The sequence below is a fragment of the uncultured Meiothermus sp. genome, from assembly GCF_937863175.1.
Lineage (GTDB): Bacteria > Deinococcota > Deinococci > Deinococcales > Thermaceae > Meiothermus.
Window position 1 is genome coordinate 1 of sequence record NZ_CALMCQ010000213.1, and the last position, 1,329, is coordinate 1,329.

A 1,329-nucleotide genomic window follows, 5' to 3' on the forward strand; every position below is an offset into this window, starting at 1 on the left:
TCGCTCTCCCGGGGTGAGCCCTTGTTGGACGGGGCCGGGGAGGCCATCGAACTCACGGGTCAGGCCCAATTTTTGGGCGCCTTTGTTCCTTCGCCGGACTGGTTGAACTGGTATCCGGCCTCGGTTCGGGTGTAATACCCGCTGTCTATGGCTGACCCCAAAAGCGATGGCAGCGATTCTCGAACGCGGCCAGCGGTGGCGCTATAACGGTTTTCAAATGGATTGCATTCCAGGTTGTTTCAAGAATGGTCTCTGGGCCGCCTCCGGGTTCCATGAGGGGTGCGTCTGCTACCGCAACCGCTCAGCGTCACTCACGCCCAGCGCTGTATGAGTACACGCTTGCGAAGGTGTGCTTGTGTATCTGCGGATGGAAATCAGGTGGTGCGGAGGACAGAAGCGCCCCCCAGTTCCGACCTGCGAGTATGAAAAAAAGGAGGCCGATGCCTCCCAGTGATACCAGGCAGGATTACTCCTGCCCCAGATCGTACAGCTCGAGGGCATCCCCCCAGGCCTTGCTCATGCGAAAGCTGTCCCAAATGGTCTTGACCGAGCATTTGGGTTGGGGGCGACCCAGCACGAGGCGGGCAGGGCGCACCACCCCCGTCGAAAGCGAACGTTGTCCTGCAGGGCGGGTATGGGTCTGGATCAGGGTGGTCTCCACAGCGCTCCTCCTACGAACCAGGATAGACCGATCTGTGTTTTTGTTACCATGCAAAACCAGCAATCAATACACATTCCAGTCCAAATATACAAATCAAAATACACAGACTGTATTGTAGCGTCCAGGGGGATACACCAATTCTGGGCTCGAGCGGTGTAACACATGGCCAACCTACCCTGTTTTGTGCTCCATACTCGAGCCCGGGCCTGGATCAGGAGCCAGTTGGTATGCTGTGGGAGCATGAAAACCACCCCATTACATCAAGCCCATCTAGCGCAGGGGGCGAAAATGGTGCCTTTTGCGGGCTATGAGATGCCCATCCAGTACACCTCCATCACCTCTGAACACCTGGCAGTCCGGGGGCTGGCCGGGATGTTTGACGTTAGCCACATGGGGGAGTTCTGGATACGCGGGCCAGGGGCGCTTGCGTTCTTGCAGTTTGCCACTCTCAACGATGTCTCCAAGCTCAAGGTGGGGCGGGCCCAGTACTCGATGCTGCCCAACCAGCGAGGGGGACTGGTAGACGATATTTATATCTATCGGACGGGTGAAAGCGAATACTTGATGGTGGTGAATGCTGCCAACATCGAAAAAGACTGGATCCACCTCCACAGCCTGGTCGGGGGCTTCGAGGTGCAGTTGCAGAACGCCTCCGATTTCTTTGCCCT

The 1,329-nt window shown here is 57.3% G+C and carries 1 protein-coding gene and 1 pseudogene; one reads left to right on the plus strand and one right to left on the minus strand.

The window, feature by feature from the left end; translation table 11 throughout:
- Positions 1 to 466: 466 nt before the first annotated feature.
- Entirely contained in the window at positions 467 to 661 is a 195-nt protein-coding gene (locus Q0288_RS08300; RefSeq protein WP_299429427.1) for a hypothetical protein, read from the minus strand.
- Between the two features lie 240 nt (positions 662 to 901).
- Here Q0288_RS08300 and Q0288_RS08305 point away from each other — a divergent pair.
- Positions 902 to 1,329, plus strand: a pseudogene (locus Q0288_RS08305) (glycine cleavage system protein T); the annotation flags it as partial.